Raw genomic sequence first — 16,468 nt, 5'->3', positions numbered from 1 at the left:
CGATCAAAGAGGTTGTGGGTGGCAGCGACGGGATGAAGGAAGTCCCGGAGGACAAGGAGCGGGTCATGCAGTTCGGAATCTTCAGCGTCAGTGACATCACGACGGACCCGACGACGGGCGTGACCCCGACCGAAGGCCAGCGGATCAAGGACATCGTCACGATCGCCAAGCACGCGGAGGAGGTCGGCCTCGACGTCTTCGCGCTCGGTGAGCACCACAACGAGCCCTTCTTCTCCTCGTCGCCGACCACCACCCTCGCCTACATCGCCGCGCAGACCGAGCGGCTCCAGCTGAGCACCGCGACCACCCTGATCACGACCAACGACCCGGTCAAGATCGCCGAGGACTTCGCCATGCTTCAGCACCTGGCCGGCGGGCGCGTCGACCTCATGCTCGGGCGCGGCAACACCGGGCCGGTCTACCCCTGGTTCGGCAAGGACATCCGCGCGGGCATCCCGCTCGCCATCGAGAACTACGCCCTGCTGCACCAGCTGTGGCGTGAGCACGTCGTCGACTGGCAGGGCAAGTTCCGCACCCCGCTGCAGAGCTTCACCAGCACGCCGCGCCCGCTCGACGAGGTCCCGCCGTTCGTCTGGCACGGCTCGATCCGCAGCCCCGAGATCGCCGAGCAGGCCGCCTTCTACGGTGACGGCTTCTTCGCCAACCACATCTTCTGGCCCGCCTCACACACCCAGCGGATGATCGAGCTGTACCGCTCGCGCTTCGCCCACTACGGCCACGGCGACCCCGACCAGGCCATCGTCGGCCTCGGCGGCCAGGTGTTCATGCGCAAGAACAGCCAGGACGCGGTCAAGGAGTTCCGCCCCTACTTCGACAACGCCCCCGTCTACGGCCACGGCCCGTCGCTGGAGGACTTCACCCGCGAGACCCCGCTCACCGTCGGCAGCCCGCAGCAGGTCATCGACCGTACGCTCGGCTTCCGCGACTACGTCGGCGACTACCAGCGCCAGCTGTTCCTCATGGACCACGCCGGCCTGCCCCTCAAGACGGTCCTCGAGCAGCTCGACCTCCTCGGCGAAGAGGTCGTCCCGGTCCTGCGCAAGGAGTTCGCCGCCCTCAAGCCGGCCCACGTGCCGGACGCGCCCACCCACGCGTCCCTGGTGGCGAAGAAGAACAGCGAGGTCTCGGTATGAAGCAGCGCAACCTGGTCGCCGTCTCGGCCGGCCTGAGCCAGCCCTCGTCGACCCGCCTGCTGGCCGACCAGCTTTCCGCGGCGGTGGTCACCGCCGCCGCGGACGGCGACGTCGAGCTCACGGTCCAGGTCATCGAGCTGCGCGACCTGGCCCACGACATCGCGAACCACCTGCTCACCGGCTTCCCGCCGGCCGAGCTGAAGGAAGCCCTGGACGCGGTGGCCGCGGCCGACGCCCTGATCGCCGTGTCGCCGATCTTCACCGCCAGCTACAGCGGCCTGTTCAAGTCGTTCTTCGACGTCCTCGACAAGGACGCCCTGTCCGACAAGCCGGTCCTGATCGCCGCGACCGCCGGCACGGCCCGCCACTCGCTGGCGCTGGAGCACGCCCTGCGCCCCATGTTCGCCTATCTGCACGCCGTAGTGGTACCCACCTCGGTCTTCGCCGCCAGCGACGACTGGGGCGCCGACTCGGCCGACGGCATGCTGCGCTCCCGCATCACCCGCGCCGCATCCGAACTGGCTCGCGAGCTTGCCTCCCGCGAGCCGGTCACGGTGGTGGACCCGTTCGCCTTGACGGTCGACTTCAAAGACCTTCTCTAGACGTACGCGTCGTCAACCACCCAACCGCAGAGAGGCCGCCCCGGGCACCCCGGGGCGGCCTTTCTGCAACACCGGGCCGTAACGTTCGTTTCGCGCGTTGACTTTGGTCACCCAGACGCCAGCCGCTCGTCATGAGTGCTCCCCACGCGCGGTTGCTCCGATCCAGCACCCACACGGCAGCGTCCACATCGGCGGGTTTATCCACAGGCCAGCAGCGGGATCTAGCGCTTTTCCGCGAGAATGCTGGTCAGGATGGGGGCCCCTTGGGAGGGTGGGGTTTGTTCGTTCGGGTGCGGGGACAACGCGCATGCGCGTGGATGGGGGCGAACGCGGGTTCGCGATGGTGGTGTGCCGGCCGTTACGCGGCGCTGATGACCCTTCCGCCCAAGCCTGAGCGGGACGTGGGCTGGCCTACCAGTTCGACGAGGATCTCGTCGCGGTGGTCGTCGCCGAAAACGGTGGTCACGGCCTCGGTGAATGCGGTGACCAATCGTGCGACGACCTCGGCCGCGTCCTCCCGTGCGAACACCTCCTCGCGCATGCCGAAGACCACGGAGGGCGCGGCCGTGGTGACCGGCACACCGCCGCGGGCCCACCGGCCGGGCGGGATGCCGATGAGCCGGACGTCCACCGACGCCCGGGCCCATTCGCCGTACACGGACACGACCGCGCCGGTCAGCTCCCCGATCGCGGCGGTCTCGCGCCCCGAGAGCTCTTCCTCGAGCGCGTACAGCGTCACGTGGGGCATCGGCAACTCCTTGATTGAGCCGACGCGACTATAAGCGATGCCTCAGATGAAGTGGCCTCCCGGCAGGAACTGGGTGGGCTTGAGGGGGCGGTCGGTGATGCGCACGTCGCCGATCCAGCCGTAGAAGCCCTGCTCGTACTTCAGGTCGTACGAGGTCGCCCCGATCACGAAGGGGCGGCCCAGGGTGGCGATGCCGTGTGCGGGCTGGGTGGGGTTGCGGGCGATCTTCGAGCCGTTCACGTAGATGATCGAACGGCGGCCGTCGTTGACGATCGCCACGTGCTGCCAGACGCCGGTGGGGAGGGCGTGGCTCCACGACGTCGGGTTGTGGTCGCCGTCCTCGGTGTACAGCACGTACTGCAGGAACCGCTCGCCGGACAGGTTCAGGCTGCACGTGGGCTCGAGCTCGTCGTACCCGCTCTTCTTGCCCGCGTCGAGCGCGCGGCCCTCCCAGCTGAACACGCCCATCCAGCTGTGGTCACCCTGGAACGGCGAAGGGAGCTTGATGAACGCCTCGATGGTGTAGCCGCCGAGGAACTTCGCGCTGTTGATCGGGGCCTTGTCGCCGGTGTGCAGGATCGCCCCGCGGTTCGGGTTCTTGCCGCCGGCGAAGTACAGGCTCGCGTGCGCGGGCGCGCCCACGTGGTGGTCGTCGGAGAGCGACACGTCGCCGGTCGCGAGACGCCGCACGGTCAAGTGGTTGCCCTTGCCGCTCAGGTCCCGGACGGTGGCCCCGTCGGCGACCGACTGGCCGGCCGTGTCGAAACGCCAGTAGGCGGCGGTGTGCCGGTCGACCACCTGCGCGGCCGGGCGCGGGGCGGGCAGTGCCGGGGGAGCGAAGCCGGCGAAGCGGGCGTCGAAGTCGATCTCCAGCGAGAAGCGGTCGACGTCGCCGGTCAGCTCGATCGTCTCGGCCTCGAGCGGGGTGCGTGGCGACTTCGAGAGGAACCACGGCGAGAACGTCTCCACGTCGATCCGGTTGCGCACCAGGTCGAAGTGGTAGAGGCGGATCATCGCGGCGCCGCCGTAGTAGCGGTCCTGATAGTTCGTGATGTGCACGTGGACGTCGTGCCCGGCGTCGTTCTTGAGCACGGTCCGGCCGGGCGGCCAGTAGTGGCCGTTGAGGGTCAGGAAGATCTGGTCGTTGCCCTTGATCAGCTTGTCCCAGAGGCGCTGGCCGTTGCCGGACAGGTACGCCTGCCCGCCGTCGTCGGCGTAGGCGAGGTCGTGCGTGGTCACGATCGCCGGCGTACGGGAATGGGCCTTGAGAACGCCCTGCGCCCAGGTCAGGCCCCCGTCCGAGATACGCCAGTCGAGCGCGAGGATCAGCCACTGGCGGCCGCCGGCCTCGATCAGGTGGGCGCTGTTGTAGCCGTCGGCCGAGGCGCCCAGGAAGGTCTTGCGGCCGCGGAACCGGGCCGGGCCGAACGTCGACAGGTACGCTGTGGTGCCGCGCTGGTCGTCGGTCGAGCCGTTGACGTCGTGGTTGCCGGCCAGGACGCTGTACGGCAGCCGGCCGTCGATCTTCTTGAACGTCTCGCCGGCCAGCTTGATCTCGGCGTCGGTGCCGTGCTCGGTGACGTCGCCCAGGTGGGTCAGGAAGGCGATGTTGTCCTCGGCGCGCTGGTCGAGCAGGTAGGAGAAGGTCTCGCGCAGCGGGGCCGGGTCGGCGCTGTCGGCGTCGAACAGGTACTGCGTGTCGGGCAGCACGGCCAGCGCGAAGCGCGGGTCGTCCTCGTCGAACTTGGCCGAGGACGAGTGGGCGGAGGCGGGCGAAGCGCCGATCGGGGCGGCCACCAGGGACACCGCGGGCGCGGCGACGGCCGCACGAAGGAGATTACGTCGTTCCACGCCCGTGAATATGGTGGCCGAATCCTAAACCCCGGCAAACACGCGGCAAGATCTTCAGGCGTTCCACGCGTCGATCGCGGGGCGCCCGTGCTCGAAGGACAGCGTCGACAGCGTGGCGGTGCCCAGCTTGAGCCGGCCCGCGAACTCGGCCGGCTGCTCGACCCAGCGCGCGCCCACGACGCGCAGCGCGTGCCCGTGCCCGATCAGCGCGACGTCACCCCGGTCGAGGAACGTGCGCGCGTGCGCGAGCGCCCGGTCGATCCGGGTGGCGATCTGCTCGGGTGACTCGCCGCCGGGGGCGCCGTCGGTGAACAGCCACCAGCCCGGATCGGTCTCGTGGATCTTCGGGGTGGTGACGCCCTCGTACTCGCCGTAGTTCCACTCGGCCAGGTCCTCGGTCGTCTCGGTCACCGTGAGCCCGGCCAGCTCGGCGGTCCGCAGGGCCCGCCGGCGCGGGCTGGAGATCACCGCCGCGAACGTACGGCCTTTGAGCCGTTCCCCGGCCGCGCGAGCCTGCCGCTCGCCCTCCTCGGTGAGTTCGAGATCGGTGTACGACGTGTGCCGGCCCGTCGCGCTCCACTCGGTCTGCCCGTGCCGGATGAGCACGATCTCGCCCATGGTGTGACTCCTTAGTCCGCCCGCGTTCTTTGTACCCCGCGAAACGGCTTACCAAGGCCCGGTCTTCCGTTTCCGCCCGTGCCGTCCGCCACAGCAAGATCAGCTCTCACTCCGGCCACTTCGGATCGGCGCCAGGCCGTCCCGGGCGACGGCCCGCCCGGCCAGCTCCCGGTCGAGGGTCTCCTGCGCCTCGCGCATCGCCTCGGCGTAGCGCGGTTCGGCCAGCCGCCGCATGCCCTCGTCGGGCGCCACCTGCTCGACCACGGCGCTGATCCACCAGATGTTGCCCCACTCGTCGCGCACCCGGCCGCCCCGCTGCCCGAACGCGTGGGTGACGGGTGCGGTGACGACGCGCGCGCCGGCGGCGACGGCCCGGTCGATCGCGGCGTCGGCGTCCGCGACGAAGACCCGCAGCAGCGACGGCATGGCCGGCCATTCCGGCCGCTGGTCGAACGCGAGCAGGACGGTGTCGCCGACACGGATCTCGGCGTGACCGATCGTGCCGTCCTCGAGGGGCACGCGGGCGAGTTCGGTTCCCTCGAACACGGCGCCGACGAAGTCGAGCAGTCGGCCGGTGTCGGGCGTGACGATCCACGGCGCGACGGTCGTGTAGCCATCCGGTGCGGCGCTGGTCATGGCGTTCTCTCCCCAGGTTTCGGTGGACTCGCGCCTCACGCTAGGGCGGATTCAGGCCAGTTTCCGACCTAGCGTCAGCACGGCGTGGACGAGCAGCGCCAGGCCGGTTCCCACGCCGGCGATCAGGCCGGGCGCGACCGAGGTGGCGAGCCCGGCGATCAGAGCGACGACCGCGACCACGCAGACCACCGCGCCCAGCACGCGGAGCCGGGGGTCGCCCAGGACCGGGACGAGCGGAAAGAAATGCAGACCGACAACGGCCGAGACCAGGGCCGGGGTGTACGCCGATTGGCCCACCCAGGCCAGCACCAGCGCGCCCAACCCCGGCCGCCACGAACTCGGCCAGCACGATCAGCAGATAGCGCCGGTCGGCCCGGCGGTCGCGGGGCTCCCCACCGCCGCGGCCGGCCCGGAGCAGGACGCTCAATCCCCAGCCGGCGGTCAGCAGCGCGGCCACGCTGGCCACCGCCAGCAGGACGCGGAGCCCGCCGCCGGCGGCCGGGACGCTGAACCAGACGGTCGCGAACAGTCCTAGATAGAGCCCGGTGAGCCCGGCCTGCCGCCGGGACCCGGTGGAAACCGTCGCCGAGTCCAATGTGAGCGCCTCCCCCGAGCACACCGTCGCCGCCCGGTGTTCCGTCGATGATACGGAAGGTCGGCTCAGCCCGCCGTCCGAGCGGCGGGAGAAGGCGCGGGGGAAGGGCCGGCCGCGGAAGGGGGCGCGGGGGAGGCGGCGGGGGCGGGCAGGGCGAACGACACCACCACCGCGACGGCGGTGAAGCCGAGGGTCCACCAGAACGCCACGCCGAAGGAGCCCGAACCGGCCAGGATCACGGCCAGCAGAGCCACCCCGACCGAGCCGCCCACCTGCTGGGCGATCCGGGTCACGATGCTGGCGTGCGGGATCTTCTCGTGCGGGAGCCCGGTGAACGCGACGGTCATGAGCGGGATCAGCACGATGCCCAGCCCCAGACCCCGTACGAACAGGGCGATCATCAACGGCCAGACGGCGGTGTGCGAACCCGCGAAGGCGAACGGCGCCGTGGCCACGCCGACCATCGCGAACCCGGCCATGGCCACGCCCCGGGCGCCGATCCGGTCGAGCAGGCGCCCGGCGGCGATCCGGGACAGCAGCGAGCCGGCGCCCTGCGGGATCAGCAGCAGACCCGCCTCCAGGGCGGTGCTGCCGCGCAGCTGCTGCCAGTAGAGCGGGAGCAGGAACATCGCCCCGTACAGGGCGGCCCCGGACAGGAACAGCAGCGCGCTCGCGGCCCACGTGCTCCGCGAGCGCAGCACCCCGAGGTCGACCAGCGCGCCCGAGCCGAGCCGCAGCGCGCGCAGGACGAACACCACCAGCATGGCCGCGCCCACGGCGAGCGGAATGAGCACGTCGACCCGCGCGAACGAGCCGGCCGCGTTCGACAGACCCCACAGCAGTGCGACCAGGGCGGGGGAGAGCAGCGCGAAGCCGGCCACGTCCAGGCGGGCGCGCCGCGACGGCGTGCCGGCCGGGATGAGCTTGCCGGCCAGGAACAACCCCAGCAGGCAGAGCGGCACGTTGACCAGGAACAGCCAGCGCCAGCTGCCCGCACCCAGGATCAGGCCGCCGATCACCGGGCCCAGGATCGGGCCGATCGCGGCCGGGAGGGCGACCACCGAGACGACCCGGTTGCGCTCGGACTCGCTGGTCGCCTGCACGACCATCGTCGTCATCAGCGGCAGCATCGCCCCGCCGCCGATGCCCTGGACGACGCGGAACGCGATGAGGCTGGGCGCGTCCCAGGCGAGCGCGCAGAGCACCGAGCCGAGCAGGAAGAGCGCGAGGGCCGTCATCCAGAGGCGCTTGGCGCCGACCCGGCCCTGGAGCCAGCCGACGACCGGGATGACGACGCCGAGCGCCAGCAGATAGGCCGTGCTGACCCACTGGATCGTGCTGACGTCGGCGTGCAGGTCGGTCGCGAGCTGGTGCAGGGCGACGGCGACGATCGTGGAGTCGAGGATGACGGCCACGCCGCCGGCGATCACCGCGGTCGCGACGCGGAACGGATGGGTCATGGAGAACCGCCTTAAGATACGCGCCTGTATCTAACGACTTCACGGTAGGCCGGTGCGATAAGATACGCAAGTGAGTCTTAAAACACGGCGGCGCGGCGCCGAGCTGGAGGACGCCATCCTCGACGCGGCGTGGGAGGTGCTGGTCGAGCACGGCTACACCGGGTTCACGTACGAGGCGGTGGCCGCCCGCGCCGGCACCAGCCGCCCGGTGCTCTACCGGCGCTGGCCGCAACGGGAGGACCTGCTGCTGGCCACCCTGGGCCGAGGCTGGATGGACCAGCCGATCGAGCTGCCCGACACCGGCAACCTGCGCGACGACGCCCTGGAGTTCCTGCGCAACGTCAACGCCGGCCGGGCCCGGATGATGATGACGCTCACCGTGCAGCTGATGGACTACTTCCGCGAGACCGGCACCAACTTCCGCGAGCTGCGCGACGCGCTGCGCGGCCCCGGCCGGCCCAGCGGCCTCGACCTGCTGATCGCCCGCGCGGTCGAGCGCGGCGAGCTGCCCGACGTGCCCCGGGCGCCCCGCGTGGTGACCCTGCCCATGGACCTGCTGCGGCACGAGATGCTGATGACCCTGCGCCCGGTGCCGGACGAGGTGATGGCCGAGATCGTCGACGACGTGTGGCTGCCCCGCCTATGAGGCGCGGTCTCGCGCTGCTGGTGGCCGGCGCGTTCTTCATGGAGATCCTGGACGCCACGGTGATCGCCCCGGCCGCCCCGCACATCGCGGCCGACCTCGGCGTCGCCCCGGTGACGATCAACGTCACGATCACCGCGTACGTCCTGACCCTGGCCGTGCTCATCCCGATCAGCGGCTGGCTCACCGAGCGCTACGGCGCCCGGCGCGTCTTCACCACGGCCGTGCTGATCTTCACGCTGGCCTCGGCCGGCTGCGCCCTCGCGGTGAACCTGCCGATGCTGGTCGGCACGCGGATCCTCCAGGGTGTCGGCGGGGCCATGATGGTGCCGGTCGGCCGCCTCGTGGTCATCCGCACCACCGAGAAGAAGGACCTGGTGCGGGCCATCGCCTATCTGACGTGGCCCGCGCTCGTGGCCCCGTTGATCGCACCCGCGCTCGGGGGCGTGCTCAGCACGTACGCAAGCTGGCGTTTGATCTTCGTGGTGAATCTGCCCCTGGGCCTGGCCGCGCTGCTGCTGGCCCGCCGCCTGGTCCCTCAGGTGCGCGCCGACAACGCCGGACGGCTCGACTGGAAGGGCTTCGCCCTGGTCGCGGTCGGCCTGGCCGCACTGGTGGCCGGCCTGGAGGCGGTCGCCGGCACCCACCCGCGCTGGCCCGTGGCCTCGGCCGAGCTGACAACCGCGGCGGCCGCGCTGACCGCCGCCGTCGTCTATCTGCTGACCACCCGCAGACCCCTGCTCGACCTGCGGATCCTGAAGGTCTCGACCTATCGCGTGACGGCACTGGGCGGTTCCGTCTTCCGCGCGGTGATCGGGGCCGCGGTGCCGTTCCTGCTGCCCCTCTTCTTCCAGCTCGGCTTCGGCTGGACCGCCGCCCAGGCCGGCCTGGCGATGATCGCCCTGTTCGCCGGCAACGTCGGCATCAAACCGGCCACCACCCCGATGATGCGAGCGCTGGGCATCCGCTCGATGATGCTGATGGCCGTCCTGTCCTCGGCGGCGATCCTGGTCGCGCTCGCCTTCGTCACCCGCGGCACCCCCGTGGTGCTCCTGCTGACGGTGCTGCTGCTCAGCGGCGTCTTCCGCTCGATCGGCTTCACGACGTACAACACGATGGCCTTCGCCGACGTCCCACCCGAGCGGATGACCAGCGCCAACTCGCTGATGTCGACGATCCAGGAGGTCGGTTCCGGCTTGGGGGTGGCGCTGGGGGCCTTGCTCGTACGTCTCGGAGCGTCGCTCACCGGCGCCGAGTTCCGCTTCGCGCTGCTGGCGCTGGCGGTGCTGCTCACGCTTCCCGCGCTGGAGGCCCTCCGCCTGCCCCGGAGCGCCGGCAACGAGGTGGCCGGCCGAGCCGCCTGAGCGCAGGGAGGTGCCGGGCCCGGCGGTCGCGCCGCCGCCGGTGGGTGCGGCGGCGCGATCGAACGAGAGCGTCAGGAGACGGTGGCGCGGATGTCGCCCAGCCCCCGGGCCACCAGGAACTCGCCGCCGTCGGAGAGGCGGTCCCATGTGGCTGTCTGCGTGTTCCACTTGCGCCACAGGCGGCGGTCGGTGTGGACCGTCACCCGGGCCGACTCGCCGGGGGCTACGGTCACCGACTCCCAGCCGACCAGGCGTACGGGCTCGCCGCGCTCCACCGGGCGCAAGTAGACCTGTACCACCTCACGGCTCGGGCGGGTGCCGGTGTTCTTGACCGTCGCGGTGATCGACGGGGCGTCGCCCAGGACCAGGCGGACGTCGGAGTACTCCCACGTCGCGTAGCCGAGGCCGTGGCCCAGCCAGAAGGCCGGCGACGGTGCCCGGCCCGCGTGGTAGCCGCGGTAGCCGATGAACGTGCCCTCGTCGTAGCGCAACTCGCCGTCCACCGGTGTCACCGACCACGCCGGTGAGGCGCCGTCGGCGGCCGGGAACGACGTGACCAGGCGGCCGGCGGGCTCGATGTCGCCCAGCAGCGCGGCCGCGACCGCGTGGCCGCCCTCCTGGCCGGGCAGGCCGGCCCACAGCACCGCGTCGACGCGGGGCAGCCACGGCATCAGCACCGGCGTGGCCGCGTTGACCACCACGACCGTGCGGCGGGCCGCCCCCGCGACCGCCTCGATCAAGGCGTCCTGCGCTCCGGGCAGGGCCAGCGTGGTCTTGTCGACCGCCTCGGTCTCCTGCTCCTCGGTCAGGCCCACGACCACCACCGCCACGTCGGCCGCGGCCGCCGCCCGGACCGCGTCGTCGATCACGTCGACTGTTTCACGTGAAGCCAAATTTCCGACAAGTCCGTAAAGACCCATGTCCTCGAAGGCGACGGTGGCCTCGAACAGCAGCGAACCGGCCGACTCGACCACGAAGGTCCGGGCCGGGGGAGTGAGCACCTCCTCGCCGATGCCGCCGCCGGACACCCGCAGCGGGAACGGCTCCGAGACCGACGTCGTCCAGTCGCCGACGCCCAGCACGCCCAGCTCCACCGGGCCGGTCGCGGCGACGACACCGGACAGGCGGGCCGAGGCCGGCGGGCCGGCGAAGTCGTCGTCCATCCCGATCATCGTCTTGGCCAGGGAGCAGTACCGGGTCTCGAGCTCGTTCCCGTCCGCGTCGAAGATCGTCACGTCGATGCCGGGCTGCCCGTTCGACGGCGCGGTCAGGAAGCCGTCGCGCGCCGGCACCGGCCGCGTGCGGACCTCCACCCCGTCGGTCACCGTGACCCGGTCGCCCAGCAGCTCGGCCAGGCCCGACGCGACGCTGATCTGGTAGGGCGGGTTCACCTGGGCCGAGCCGCCGCCCATGTCGATCGTCTCGATCGCGTGCCGCCCGATCAGCGCCACCGACTGCGCACGCTCCAGCGGCAGGGCGCCGCCGTCGTTCTTCAGCACGGTCATGCCGGATGCGGCGAGCCGGGTGAGCTGCTCCCGGCGTACGGCCGAAGAGGGTGAGGGAAGCGACGAAGGCCAAGCCCGCTCCTCACCGAGCGCGCCCACGCGCGAGGCGAGAAGCAGCAGCCGGCCCAGGTGATCGTCGATCACCGCCTCCTCGACCTCGCCCGCCTCGACCGCCTCAACCAGCGCGTCGCCCCACGGGCCGTCCGGGCCCGGCATGACCAGGTCGAGACCGCCGTTCGCGGCCGCCGCGGCCGTCTTGGTGGCGAACCAGTCCGACATGATCAGGCCCGGGTAGCCCCACTCGCCCTTCACGATCTCGTTGTTGACGTGCTGCTGCTCGGTCGCGGCCTGCCCGTTCACGTCGTTGTAGGCGCCCATGATCGACCAGGCGTCCCCGTCGGCCACGGCGATCTCGAACGGCAGCAGGTAGAGCTCGCGCAGCGTCGCCTCGTCGACCACACTGTTCACCGTGTTGCGGTCGGTCTCCGACTCGTTGGCCACCAGGTGCTTGAGGCAGGCGGCGATCCCACTGTCCTGCATCCCCCGCAAGTACGCCGCGGCCAGCTTGCCGGTCAGGAGCGGATCTTCCGAGTACGCCTCGAAGAGCCGCCCGCCGAGCGGACTGCGATGCAGGTTGATCGTCGGCCCGAGCACGACGTGGATCTGCTGGGCCATCGCCTCTTCCGCGAGGAGCTTTCCCACCTCGTACGCCGACGCCTCGTCCCACGCCGAGGCCAGCAGCGTCGCGTTCGGGAAGAGCGACACCACCCGACCGCCGACGAACTTCAGGCCGCGCACGCCGGTCGGGCCGTCGGAGAAACGCATCTCGCCGAGACCGATGGACGGCTCCGGCGCGAGCGAGAAGGCGGAGGCGCCGGTGAGCAGGCGAACCTTGGCCGGCAGGTCGAGCGACTTGATGAGGGCGGCGAAGTCGAACGTCATGGCCATATGGTTACACGTGTAAGTTAGATTGTCAGCATGACGGAATCGGCCACCCGCCGGGTCACCAGCGCCGACGTCGCCCGCCTGGCCGGGGTCTCCCGCGCCACGGTCAGCTACGTCCTGAACGACACACCCCGCCAGACCATCTCGGCCACCACCCGCGGCCGGGTCCTCGACGCCGCCGCCCAGCTCGGCTACGCCCCCTCGGCCGCCGCCCGCACGCTGCGCACCGGCCGCTCCGACGTGGTGCTGTGCCTGCTGCCCGACTGGCCGATCGGCCCCGAGGTGGGCTCCCTGCTCGGCAACCTGTCGACCGCGCTGGCCCGCCACGGGCTCACCTTCGTGGTGCACCCCGGCAACCACAACGACCGTCCCATGGCCGACCTGTGGAAGGCGATCACCCCGGCCGCGGTCATCGCCTTCGCCGACTTCTCCGACACCGAGCTGGCCGCCATGCGCTCGGCCGGCGTCGCGCCCATCGTGGCGCTGGCCCGCAGCCGCTCACAGGGCCGCGCCGCCACCGTGCCGCAGGAGCTGGTCGGGCGCCGCCAGGCCGAGCACCTGATCGCCGCCGGCCACACCCGCCTCGGCTACGCCTACCCCGACGACCAGCGGGTGCGCTTCTTCGCCGAGCCACGCCTGGCCGGCGTCCGCGCCGCGGCGACCGCGCGGGGCCTGCCGGTGCCGACGGCGGCCACGGTCGCGCTGGACGTTCAGAAGGCCTCCGAGGTCGTCCGGCGGTGGCAGGCCACAGGGGTCACGGCCGTGTGCGCGTACAACGACGAGGTGGCCCTGGCCGTGCTCGCCGGCATCCGTCGTCAAGGCCTCACAGCCCCCACCGACCTGGCGGTGATCGGCGTCGACGACATCCCGTCGGCCCGGCTGGCCGAACCGCCGCTGACCACGGTGATGACCGACCAGGTCGCGGCCGCCGGCCACCTGGCCGCCGTCGTCGTGGCCGCCGTGAGTGGACGGGAAGGCCCCGCCCTGCCCGTGACCAGCATCGTGACAGTGGTTTCGCGCGAATCCGCCTGACACAACCAACACACAGGTACGCCACATGGCCGGCTCAGCCTGCGGGCGAATCGTGAGAGGTGCCCCAACCACCTCCCGAAGGGGATGAGCCCCATGCTCGTTCAGCTGAACCGCCAGATCGGACCCCGCGACTTCACCGCCACCGCGACCGACCTGCCGATCAACCCGGCCAGCCTCCCCGCGACCGGCGGTCCCCTCCCGGTGGTGGCCGTCTTCGGGCCGGCCGGCCGGGTCGCCGGCCTCGCCGAGCACCTGCCGCCGGGCTGGTCCACCCGCCGCCCGGCCGACATCGACGACCTCGAACCGGAAGACCTGGTGCTCTTCGCGGCCGCCACCGTGCGCGAGGTGGCCATGGCCCGCCGCGTGCTGCCGTCCCGCACGACGATCGTGGCGCTGGTCGACGAGGACGCCCCGGCCGAAATGGTCGCGGCGGTGCTGACCGCGGGCGCCGACGCCTGCGTACGGGGCGGCCAGCCGGCCATCCTGGCCAGCCACCTGGTGGCGTGCCGCCGCCGGCAGACGGCCGACCGCTGGGCGAGGCTGAACATGCAGGAGCGGCATTGAGCCGCTGGGTGGTCGCGGCGTTCCGGGCGGCCGCGGCGGTGATCGGCGCGGCCCTCGACCGGCGCACACCCCGCGGGTCGACGGCCGACCCGGCGGAGCAACAGCGGTGGGTGCTGAAAAACCGGTCGGTGGTCCCGGACCCGCGGCGGGCACCACATCGCACGCGAGGCGGGCCGCGCCGGCGCCGCCGTCACGGGGGTTACGGCAGCGCCGGCGCGGGGATCTGACGGCCGGGGCTCGCTGGGAGCCGGCCGCGGTCGAGCCGGTTCGCCCTGGTCACGCCGCGCCGGCCGACCAGTCAAGCTTTTCCACAGACACCCGTCGTCCACAGGGCTCCCCGCACACACCCGCAAATTCCGCGAGAATGACCGACGGGGGCTCCCCCTGGGAAGGGCGGGCCGTGGGTGGGTGCGTTGTTGCGATCTGGCGGGCGTGAATCGGGCGGGCCGGGTCAGGCGGTCGGTGCCGCCGACGGCGTCGCTACCGGGGCGAGCACCTTGCACGTCTCCATGGCCTTCTTGACCGTGGCGTTCGTGGTGTCGAGGTTCGACGTGTCGGTCACGCCGTTGTCCTTCAGACAGTTCTGATAAGCCGCGTTCTGCCCGTTGCCGCCGTTGCCGTTGCCCTGGCCGCCGCCCGGACGGCCGGTCGGGCGGACCGAAGCGCACGCCTCCTGGGCCTTCTGCCACGTCGCGTCGTCCACGCCCTCGGGCTTCTGGTTGAAGCCGCCGCCGCGGAAACCGCCGTTGCCGGCGCCGGCGCTGCCCGACGGGCGGGGGAACGCGCTGCCGTCGGGGCGCGGCATGCCGGACGCGCCCTCGCGCGGGAAGCCGGAAGCGCCCTCGCGCGGGAAGCCGGAAGCGCCGTTGCGCGGGAAGCCGGAAGCCCCGTTGCGCGGACCGCCGGACGGCATCGTGATGGTCACGCCGTTCTTCGACATGCACTCGATGTACGCCGTGAACGCCGTGTTCCCGCCCTGCGCGTTCTGGCCGTTCGCCGACGCGTTGTCACCGGAGTCCCCGCCACCGCAGGCCGCGGTGAGAGCCACCGCCGCCGAAGCCACGAACAGCGCCGCCGCGCGACGGGTCGCTTTCGGTCCGAATCTCGGCACGATTCCTCTTTTCCTCGGCCATGGGTCGCGACCACCCAAACCGGTCCACCTCGCCGGAACGTCGATCCCAGCTCGGAGTTGCCTCGGAGCACCTGTCATTCCGCTGTGCGCTCGGAGAAGCTCCGAGGCAACTCCGAGGTGGGACCGAGCGATCGGCGAGGACGGTCGGGAACACTTCCGGCCCATGGGTGAAGCACTGGCCGGTCGTCGGCGCTGGATCTGGGTCGCCGCGGCTGTCGTCGTGCTCGCGCTGATCGTGTACGGAGTCGTCCGCGCGCTGAGCGCCGACGCCAAGGAGACGCCGAAAGCGGCCGCCACGGTGGCGGTCGATCGCGGCGCGGTGACCACCGAGGTCGCGACCACCGGGACGGTGCAGCCGGCACAGACGCGGAGTCTCTCGTTCGCGTTATCGGGCACGGTGGAGAGCGTGGCGGTGCGTGCCGGCACGACGGTCACGGCCGGGCAGGTGCTGGCGAAGGTCGACGACACCGACGCGGCCGAAGCCGTCTCGGACGCGCAGGACGCGCTCGACGACGCCGAGGACGCGCTGACCGAGGCGCGGAACAGCGCTGCGGAGGCGACCGCGAGCGCGGCGGCCGGCGCCACGGCCAGTACGAGCTGCGGGGCGAACGTCGCCGCCGCGTACGTCACCGGCGCCACCGCGACGGCGACGCCGACTCCCACCGCGACCACCACCTCGCCGTCGGCGTCGCCGACCAGGACCGCGACTGCTTCGCCCACCGCGACCCGGACCGCCACGCCGAAGCCGACGGCGACGGCGACGCGGACCACCGCTCCGGCCACGACGACGGCTCCCGGACAGACCGGCGGCGGAGGCAACACGGGCGGCGGGGGCAACACGGGCGGCGGGGGCAACACGGGCGGCGGGGGCAACACGGGAGGCGGGGGCAACACGGGAGGCGGCGCCCCAGCGGGCGGGAACACGGGCGGCAATTGCGATAATTCAGGCGGCAGCGGTACGTCCGCGGGCCAGCAGGGCGGACAACAGGGCGGAAACCAGGGCGACGCCATCCTGAGCGCCCAGCAACGTGTCACCCAGGCCACCACCATCCTCGAAAACGCCGAGGACGCCCTGGAAGGCGCGACCATCACCGCACCCATAGCCGGCCGGATCATCAGCGTCAGCGGCAAGGTAGGCAGCCAGGTCAGTTCCGGCTCCACCTTCGTGACCCTGGCCGACGTCTACGACATGCAGATCAGCGCCGACTTCCCCGAGGCTGACGCCGACCGCCTCGAGGTCAAGCAGAAGGCCGTGATCACCCTGGCCGACCGGCCGGGCAAGGAGTTCAAGGCCACCGTCGTGCAGGTCGACCCGGTCGGCACCAGCGACGGCACCATGGTCCGCTACGGCGTCGTGCTCGCCTTCGACACCTCGCCCGAGGATCTGCTCGTCGGGCAGAGCGCCTCGGTCAAGGTGACCACCGGCGCCAAACAGGAGGTGCTCCGCGTCCCCACCACCGCCGTCCACGACGTCGAGGGCACCTCGGGCACCGTGCTCAAGGGCGGCGTGCCGACCAAGGTGACGGTCGGCCTCCGGGGCGACCAGTACACCGAGGTCAGCGCCGGCCTCGCCGAGGGCGACGAGGTGGTCCGATCGTGGTAGGGACGGCGAACGGCCA

The 16,468-nt window shown here is 71.7% G+C and carries 16 protein-coding genes; 8 read left to right on the top strand and 8 right to left on the bottom strand.

Annotation, left to right across the window (positions count from 1 at the left end):
• Positions 1 to 65: 65 nt before the first annotated feature.
• Entirely contained in the window at positions 66 to 1,154 is a 1,089-nt protein-coding gene (locus tag ACQP2X_RS31570) for an LLM class flavin-dependent oxidoreductase (protein ID WP_498688091.1), read from the top strand.
• Positions 1,151 to 1,756, top strand: a complete 606-nt coding sequence (locus ACQP2X_RS31565; RefSeq protein WP_498688088.1) for a CE1759 family FMN reductase — start codon at positions 1,151 to 1,153, stop codon at positions 1,754 to 1,756. Before ACQP2X_RS31570 ends, ACQP2X_RS31565 begins: the two co-directional genes overlap by 4 nt.
• Before the next feature lie 358 nt (positions 1,757 to 2,114).
• Here the strand turns inward: ACQP2X_RS31565 and ACQP2X_RS31560 are convergent, their stop codons facing one another.
• From ACQP2X_RS31560 to ACQP2X_RS31535, 6 genes are all read right to left on the bottom strand, one after another.
• Complete coding sequence (locus ACQP2X_RS31560; RefSeq protein ID WP_498688086.1) at positions 2,115 to 2,504, bottom strand: tautomerase family protein; 390 nt, start codon at positions 2,502 to 2,504, stop codon at positions 2,115 to 2,117.
• Positions 2,505 to 2,546: 42 nt separating this feature from the next.
• Positions 2,547 to 4,355 carry a laminin G domain-containing metallophosphoesterase family protein gene (locus ACQP2X_RS31555; protein WP_498688085.1) on the bottom strand — a complete coding sequence of 603 codons (1,809 nt, stop codon included), beginning with the start codon at positions 4,353 to 4,355 and terminating at the stop codon, positions 2,547 to 2,549.
• A 54-nt stretch (positions 4,356 to 4,409) separates the two neighbouring features.
• Positions 4,410 to 4,973: a histidine phosphatase family protein gene (locus ACQP2X_RS31550; protein ID WP_498688083.1), complete on the bottom strand. Its 564-nt coding sequence runs from the start codon at positions 4,971 to 4,973 to the stop codon at positions 4,410 to 4,412.
• A 99-nt stretch (positions 4,974 to 5,072) separates the two neighbouring features.
• Positions 5,073 to 5,609 carry a VOC family protein gene (locus tag ACQP2X_RS31545; protein WP_498688082.1) on the bottom strand — a complete coding sequence of 179 codons (537 nt, stop codon included), beginning with the start codon at positions 5,607 to 5,609 and terminating at the stop codon, positions 5,073 to 5,075.
• A gap of 51 nt (positions 5,610 to 5,660) precedes the next feature.
• Entirely contained in the window at positions 5,661 to 5,918 is a 258-nt protein-coding gene (locus ACQP2X_RS31540; RefSeq protein ID WP_498688080.1) for a hypothetical protein, read from the bottom strand.
• A gap of 351 nt (positions 5,919 to 6,269) precedes the next feature.
• On the bottom strand, positions 6,270 to 7,664 hold the full coding sequence (locus tag ACQP2X_RS31535; protein WP_498688078.1) for an MDR family MFS transporter: 1,395 nt from the start codon (positions 7,662 to 7,664) through the stop codon (positions 6,270 to 6,272).
• A 70-nt stretch (positions 7,665 to 7,734) separates the two neighbouring features.
• Here ACQP2X_RS31535 and ACQP2X_RS31530 point away from each other — a divergent pair, with 70 nt between their 5' ends.
• Positions 7,735 to 8,310 (top strand): TetR/AcrR family transcriptional regulator, encoded by a 576-nt coding sequence (locus ACQP2X_RS31530; protein WP_498688077.1) that lies wholly within the window; start codon positions 7,735 to 7,737, stop codon positions 8,308 to 8,310.
• Complete coding sequence (locus tag ACQP2X_RS31525; RefSeq protein ID WP_498688075.1) at positions 8,307 to 9,671, top strand: MFS transporter; 1,365 nt, start codon at positions 8,307 to 8,309, stop codon at positions 9,669 to 9,671. The genes ACQP2X_RS31530 and ACQP2X_RS31525 overlap by 4 nt, the downstream gene beginning before the upstream one ends.
• 71 nt (positions 9,672 to 9,742) lie before the next feature.
• Here the strand turns inward: ACQP2X_RS31525 and ACQP2X_RS31520 are convergent, their stop codons facing one another.
• A complete protein-coding gene (locus tag ACQP2X_RS31520) occupies positions 9,743 to 12,118 on the bottom strand; it encodes a beta-glucosidase family protein (RefSeq protein ID WP_498688074.1) in 2,376 nt (791 codons plus the stop codon).
• Between the two features lie 36 nt (positions 12,119 to 12,154).
• On the opposite strand from ACQP2X_RS31520, the gene ACQP2X_RS31515 reads away from it, so the two are divergent.
• The 3 genes from ACQP2X_RS31515 to ACQP2X_RS31505 all read left to right on the top strand — a co-directional run bounded on the left by ACQP2X_RS31515 (position 12,155) and on the right by ACQP2X_RS31505 (position 13,944).
• Positions 12,155 to 13,153, top strand: a complete 999-nt coding sequence (locus ACQP2X_RS31515) for a LacI family DNA-binding transcriptional regulator (protein ID WP_498688072.1) — start codon at positions 12,155 to 12,157, stop codon at positions 13,151 to 13,153.
• A 93-nt stretch (positions 13,154 to 13,246) separates the two neighbouring features.
• Positions 13,247 to 13,717 (top strand): hypothetical protein, encoded by a 471-nt coding sequence (locus ACQP2X_RS31510; protein WP_498688070.1) that lies wholly within the window; start codon positions 13,247 to 13,249, stop codon positions 13,715 to 13,717.
• Entirely contained in the window at positions 13,714 to 13,944 is a 231-nt protein-coding gene (locus ACQP2X_RS31505; protein WP_498688069.1) for a hypothetical protein, read from the top strand. The genes ACQP2X_RS31510 and ACQP2X_RS31505 overlap by 4 nt, the downstream gene beginning before the upstream one ends.
• Before the next feature lie 224 nt (positions 13,945 to 14,168).
• Here the strand turns inward: ACQP2X_RS31505 and ACQP2X_RS31500 are convergent, their stop codons facing one another.
• On the bottom strand, positions 14,169 to 14,828 hold the full coding sequence (locus ACQP2X_RS31500) for a hypothetical protein (RefSeq protein WP_498688067.1): 660 nt from the start codon (positions 14,826 to 14,828) through the stop codon (positions 14,169 to 14,171).
• Between the two features lie 184 nt (positions 14,829 to 15,012).
• On the opposite strand from ACQP2X_RS31500, the gene ACQP2X_RS31495 reads away from it, so the two are divergent.
• On the top strand, positions 15,013 to 16,452 hold the full coding sequence (locus ACQP2X_RS31495; RefSeq protein WP_498688066.1) for an efflux RND transporter periplasmic adaptor subunit: 1,440 nt from the start codon (positions 15,013 to 15,015) through the stop codon (positions 16,450 to 16,452).
• Positions 16,453 to 16,468: the final 16 nt, after the last annotated feature.

Origin of the sequence: Actinoplanes sp. CA-131856 (assembly GCF_050956135.1) — a bacterium.
GTDB lineage: Bacteria > Actinomycetota > Actinomycetes > Mycobacteriales > Micromonosporaceae > Actinoplanes.
The sequence above is the reverse complement of the archived record's forward strand: the minus strand, read 5'-3'. Positions and strand labels throughout refer to the sequence as shown.